The sequence below is a fragment of the Acetatifactor sp. genome, assembly GCF_982438285.1.
The window spans coordinates 1-5,742 of the sequence record NZ_CEWDFQ010000199.1; the positions used below are offsets into that span (position 1 = coordinate 1).

Consider the following 5,742-nt stretch of genomic DNA (forward strand, 5'->3'; position numbering starts at 1 on the left):
TTTTAAGATTGAGAACAGGGAATAAAAATGATATTTCTAAATTAACACAGCAAAAGCCATCAGACGCAAATGTAATGAAATGATGAAATAAGAAAGCAATCAATGTTAGGAGGAGAAAAGAAATGGCTGTTACAAAACAAAGAAAGGCAGCGGCAGCAGCGGTGGGACGAAGAACCCCCGGGGCCGGAGGTAAAATAGCCGTACATTTTAAAAAGTATTACCAGCTCTGGCTGTTAGCGCTGCCTGGCATCATACTGACGCTGATGTTTTCCTACATACCCATGACCGGTCTGGTTATCATATTTAAGGATTACAATTTTACGGACGGTATTTTCGGCAGCCCCTGGGTGGGATTTAAAAATTTTGAGTTCTTTTTTGCCAACTTCGCAAATGCCTGGAGGGCAACTAAGAACACGATCATATTAAATCTGCTCTACACGTTGTGCGGAACCATAGTGTCGGTGGCGCTGGCGGTTATGTTCAATGAAATACGAAGTAAAAAGTATTTAAAAACAACCCAGTCCCTTTCTATTATGCCCTACTTTATTTCCTGGGTGGTAGCCGGAGGTATTTTGAGAGCCCTGTTAAATTATGACGGCGGCGCCATCAATAATCTTTTGGTAGCCCTTGGCATGGACCGGGTGGATTTTTACAATGACCCCAAGTACTGGAGGATAATCCTGACCCTTTGCAATATCTGGAAATCCGCAGGCTACAATGGTATCATTTACTTTTCCACCATAGCGGGCTTTGACACCTCACTGTACGAATCGGCACAGGTGGACGGTGCAAATCTGTGGCAGAGAATCCGTTACATCACCGTGCCGCTGCTGAAGCCTACCATTATTATTATGTTTTTGCTTTCTATCGGAAAGATTATGAGCGGTGATCTGACCATGATGATGTCCATCACCAACCTGTCACCCATGCTTTTAGAGACCACAGACATTATTGATACCTATGTTTATCGTTCCGTCATCGGTGTAGGAGACTTTGTAATGGGCTCCGCAGTGGGACTTTATCAATCCATCTTCGGATTTGTGCTGGTGCTGTTTTCCAACTGGCTGGTGGGACGGTTTGACAAGGATTATAAATTATTTTAGGAAGGGAGGAGCATATTATGGAGAAAAGAAAAAAAATCAAACGATGCACTTCAGACAGAGTGCTGACGGCAGTGTTCTATGTGGTTGTGGGCGTATTTGCCATAGCGTGTCTGTATCCACTGCTTCTGGCCATAGGAACCTCCTTTACGGATGAGGCCTCTATCACGGTGAACGGCTACAATGTCATTCCCAGGGAATTCAGCCTGGAGGCCTATAAAATGATTTTTGGCTCTCTGGGAAAGAATCTGTTCAACGCTTACTGTGTGACCATAGGAGTTACTGTATGCGGCACCATTCTCTCCATATTGGTTTCCTCCTCTTTTGCCTATGTGCTGACGGTGAGGGAATTTAAACCAAGAGGGGCATTGAATATGTTTCTGTATATCCCCATGATTTTTTCCGCAGGACTGCTGCCCTGGTATATCATGTGCACCAAATACTACCATTTGACCAATAATTTTCTGGCGCTGGTGCTCCCTTGCTGTATCAATGCCTTCAACGTGTTTCTGCTTCGCAATTTCTTCAAATCCATACCGGAGGAGCTTGCGGAGGCGGCAAAGATTGACGGGGCAAATTATTTAAGGATATTCAGCGTGATTTATTTCCCTCTGGCTAAGGTGGGCCTGGTGACAGTCGGCCTGTTCTACGCACTAAGCTACTGGAACGACTATTATCTGTCCTTAATGTTTATCAGCAAGCAGAATATGTATCCGCTGCAGTATTATTTGTACAATATGCTTTCCAATGTACAGTTTATGGCAAACCAGGCCAATGCTTCCCTGGGGTATAATATCAATATCCCGCTGGAGACCACAAAGATGGCTACCATCTGCGTGACCATAGGACCGATCATTTTACTTTATCCCTTCGCCCAGAAATACATTACCAAGGGCGTTATCGTAGGAGCGGTAAAAGGGTGAGAGCACTCACATTCACAATATATTTTTACAAGGAGGAAAACATATGAAAAAGAAACTGATTTCCACATTGCTGGCGGCAGTCATGGTGGTATCTCTTGCAGCCTGCGGCTCTGACGGAGGCACAACAGCATCTTCTGCATCGCCGGACACTACAGCACAGGAAAGCTCCCAGACTGCGGAGGCGGGTACGGAGGCAGAGACCACTGCTGATTCTGAAAATCCCCTTCGGCCCGACACATTGGACACCATCACAGTGGTGCTGTTCGGAGAGGAATCCCCTCGTATGCAGGAGCTGATGGAGGGAGAGTTTCAGCAGGTATTTATTGATGAGATCAACACTCAGGTGGAGCTGATGTATCTGCCCTGGACGGAGAACGGAGCGGGCGGAAAGGTAGACCTGATGATTGCCTCAGGACAGGAGTTTGACGCCTGCATCGTGGATCCCGCATGGGCGGCGAACAGCTACAGCAAGGGTTATCTTCAGGACCTTACAGATGTGATCGACACCTATCTTCCGGACTGGCATGAAAACATGGATGAAACTGCCTTTGACGCATACCGGTTTGGAGACGGCGTCTATGCCATTCCCATCGGCAACAAGCCTACGGCGGGAACCTTTAACACAGTCTGTGTGAGAAAGGATATCATGGATGCCATCGGCATGACGGAGATCACCAGCCTGGAGGATTTGACAGAATATGTAGAGAAAGCCTATGAGGAATACGGACTGTATGCTACCTATGAGCTGGCAAACAGCGAATACATTATCAGAGGCGCCAGCGACAGAAACATCAGCGAGCTGACTACGGGACTGTGGGTGGATCAGGATACTCATGAGCTCATCAACTTTGCGGAATCCCCTGAGTTTGAGACGGCGGTGAAGCTGTACAACGAATGGTATGAGAAGGGATTGATTCCCAAGGATATTCTTACCAACACAGTAACCCTGCCCTTCCAGGCAAATATGTGCTCCATCATGAGAGGCACCAGCGGAACTACCAAGATTGAGAATGAGCCGGGCTTAAAGACTATCGTGCCCGAGGCGGAAACCATTGAATTTTATCTGCGCCCTGACAAACCCGTTTACAAATCCACCTATGAAAACACAGCCTTCCAGGTACCGGTGACCTCTAAAAAGGCCGACAGAGTGGCGCTGTTTGTAAACCTTCTGCAGAAAAATACGGAGCTGGCGGATCTGTTTGCTTATGGCGTTGAGGGAACGGACTACGAGCTGGTGGATGGAAAGGTGTCAAAAATAAGCACTGACGAGCTGTTCTATGAATGGATGATTTACAATGTAAATATTTCTACCCCTACCACAGCTTACACGGATGAGTTTATGGAAGTCTATAAGACCTGGGATGAAGGCTCTATTACCTCTGTTGATTTTGGCTTCAGTATTGATTATACTAATATTAAGACAGAAAAGGCACAGATTGACAGTGTATGGGATGAGCTGGCAAAGCCCATGCTGGCAGGACTTAAGGATTACGACTCCAATATCGAGGAGCTGAAAACTGCGCTGCAGAATGCCGGGTGGGATACCTATGTGGCAGAGATTCAAAGACAGTTTGATGAATTTCTGGCAAATAAATAAGTAATTGCAAAAAAGAGGCTGTCTGTTCTTGCAACAGGCAGCTTTTTTTGAGAAAATAAGAAAAAACCAAGGGAGGATGAACATGCTGACATTTGACACAAAAACACCGGAGGAATGCGCAATACCCGGGAAAGCGGTGGAGGAGATGGACAAACGCATGGAGCGTCTTGGAATCCATATCCATGGCTATCTTTTGCTGAGTGGAAAAAGTATTATAGCGGAGCGCTACTGGGAACCCTATGGAAGGGATGTGATTCACAGGATGTACTCCATCACCAAGAGCTTTGCTGCCCTGGCGGTGGGACTTTTGGAGAAGGAGGGACGAATCAGCCTGGAGGATAAAATCTGTCAGTATTTTCCGGAGCTGCTTCCCGAGGACGGAGGGCATCCCTGGTGTCTTGAAATGACTATAAGGGATATGCTTTCCATGAGAACCTGCTATGGCTCCACTACCTTTAAGCGTTATGGAGACGGAGACTGGACGGAATCCTTTTTCCGGGTGGAGCCGGATCATGTGCCGGGCACTGTCTTTTCCTATGACACCTCCTCCGCTCATGTGCTGGCGGCTTTGGTGGAAAAGCTGACCGGCATGGAGATGCTGGATTATATGCGGGAGAAGGTGCTGGATAAGCTGGGCTTTTCCAAAGAGGCCTATATCATGAAGGATCCCTCCGGCGTATCCCAGGGGGGAAGCGGAATGGTGTGTACCCTGCGGGATGTGGCCAAGGTGGCCTATTTGTGCAACCAGGGAGGCATACTGGATGGAGAGGAGCTTCTGCCTGGTGAGTTCTTAAGGGAGGCCGTGGCCTGCCAGACCCCTACAGATGTTCAGCCCACCCTGGACGAGCAGTGCGGCTACGGCTACATGATCTGGATGCCCAGAGAAGATGGCTTTGTGTTCTACGGCATGGGGGGACAGCTTGCGGTATGCTTCCCCGAGCTGGATTTTTGCTATCTCACCATGGCAGACACCATAGGAAACCCGGCAGGACTGCAGATGCTCTATGACTGCTTTTACGACACGGTATATCCCTGTCTTAAGGAGCGAAGGGGCAAAGCGCTGACAGTGGGGAAAAACCTTGGGCAGGATGTGCCGGATGGAGAATGGGAAAAGCGGCTTCGAGAGGAAACCCAGAATGTGTCCTATACCTTTTATCCCAACCAGATGCAGTGGAGCAGCCTTTGCTTTGACTGGCAGAAGGGGCGGCTTAGCTTTGTACTGCCCTTAGGGGAGGCACAGCTTGACTTTGGAGGGGGTGACTGGGTGCGGGGACAGAAGTTTCCGGGCACAGATTATGCCTGCGAGTGTAAGGGATATTGGAAAATGGGACATTTCCTGCTGCAGTGTTATGTGACGGATGAAGAGCAGGGTCATGTGAGCATGGATTTTGCATGGAAGGATGAAAGACTGAGCGTGCGCATGGTCAGCACAAATGAAGAGTACTTTGCCTTCTTTAAGGGCTTTGGCTCTGCGCACAGACAAAAGGAATAGAAGGGAAGCCTATGAACAAGGGAATCTGCCAGAAATTTTGGGGAAAGTTTAAGGGGAAGAAGATATTCCGGCATATGTTTGCAGTCTGCTTTGGCTTGGCGGCCATCTGTATTTTTTTATCCTGTATCGTGGGATTTTTGTGGTTTCGGGCCTCCCAGCTGGAAAAGGAAAAGCAGGACTATAAAAATATGCTGTACGCTTATTCTCTCATGCTTGACAGCTACCGAAATTCGGCAGAGGAGACCATTGAGGTGCTGGAAAATGACAATTATGTAAAGCGGATTATGTATCGGAAGGAATTTATCTGGAATGATAGCACAAGTGTGGCGGCTTCGGTGGTGACTAACATGATTTCCGTCAATCCTTTGTTTCATTCCATCTATATTTTCGGAAACGGGGACTATCTTTTAAAGAGCAGTAATCCCTCTTACCCTATGGACAAGCAAGGGGACAGCCTGATGCAGGGAATCTACCAAAACAGCGTTTTCGGAGAATTTACTCCTGCCTACTATATTGATGTCTACGGAGAGAGCAAAGCGCTTTTGTGCCTGTCCAGCGGGGAAATGGATCCGGTAAACGGTCAGAAGGAAAGCGGTATTTTAGTAAGCCTGGATATTGGCAGGGTGATGG

Annotated in this window: 5 protein-coding genes; all 5 read left to right on the forward strand. The window is 47.7% G+C overall.

Features of this window, described 5'->3' with window-relative positions:
- The first annotated feature begins 122 nt into the window (after window positions 1-122).
- Window positions 123-1,103, forward strand: a complete 981-nt coding sequence (locus AC1WIP_RS10375) for an ABC transporter permease (RefSeq protein ID WP_481141758.1) — start codon at window positions 123-125, stop codon at window positions 1,101-1,103.
- 17 nt (window positions 1,104-1,120) lie between these two features.
- Window positions 1,121-2,023: a carbohydrate ABC transporter permease gene (locus AC1WIP_RS10380; protein ID WP_481141759.1), complete on the forward strand. Its 903-nt coding sequence runs from the start codon at window positions 1,121-1,123 to the stop codon at window positions 2,021-2,023.
- 43 nt (window positions 2,024-2,066) lie between these two features.
- Window positions 2,067-3,620, forward strand: coding sequence for an ABC transporter substrate-binding protein (locus AC1WIP_RS10385; protein WP_481141760.1), 1,554 nt, complete (start codon window positions 2,067-2,069; stop codon window positions 3,618-3,620).
- Window positions 3,621-3,702: 82 nt separating this feature from the next.
- Window positions 3,703-5,112 (forward strand): serine hydrolase domain-containing protein, encoded by a 1,410-nt coding sequence (locus AC1WIP_RS10390; protein WP_481141761.1) that lies wholly within the window; start codon window positions 3,703-3,705, stop codon window positions 5,110-5,112.
- 11 nt (window positions 5,113-5,123) lie between these two features.
- Window positions 5,124-5,742 (forward strand): hypothetical protein (locus AC1WIP_RS10395; protein ID WP_481141762.1); only part of this gene is annotated, 619 nt, incomplete at its 3' end.